General features: G+C 32.2%; 1 protein-coding gene. It reads left to right on the top strand.

The genetic code is table 11. The features are described 5' to 3' along the window. Positions 1 to 276: DUF262 domain-containing protein (locus SB752_RS32360; RefSeq protein WP_410719490.1), on the top strand; the 276-nt coding region annotated here is incomplete at both ends.

Here is a 276-nt window from a genome sequence, read left to right as displayed (position 1 = left end):
ATGGAGTGCAAAACAAAAAAGCCGCTTAATTGAGTCATTATTAATGAATATTCCATTACCAATTTTTTATATGGATGGCAGTAGGATGCCTTGGAAAATTATTGATGGCCTGCAAAGACTAACTGTTCTAGATGAATTCATGAATAAGAACTTATTTGCACTTTCAGATTTGCAATATCAATTTGATATTGAAGGCCTTTATTTCAATGATCTCCCTTTTTCATACCAACGTAAAATCAGAACCTTTGTTATAGAGGCTTATGTAATTAATCCAGG

The organism is Brevibacillus sp. SIMBA_040, from assembly GCF_046535075.1.
Classification (GTDB): Bacteria; Bacillota; Bacilli; order Brevibacillales; family Brevibacillaceae; genus Brevibacillus.
The sequence above is the reverse complement of the archived record's forward strand: the minus strand, read 5'-3'. Positions and strand labels throughout refer to the sequence as shown.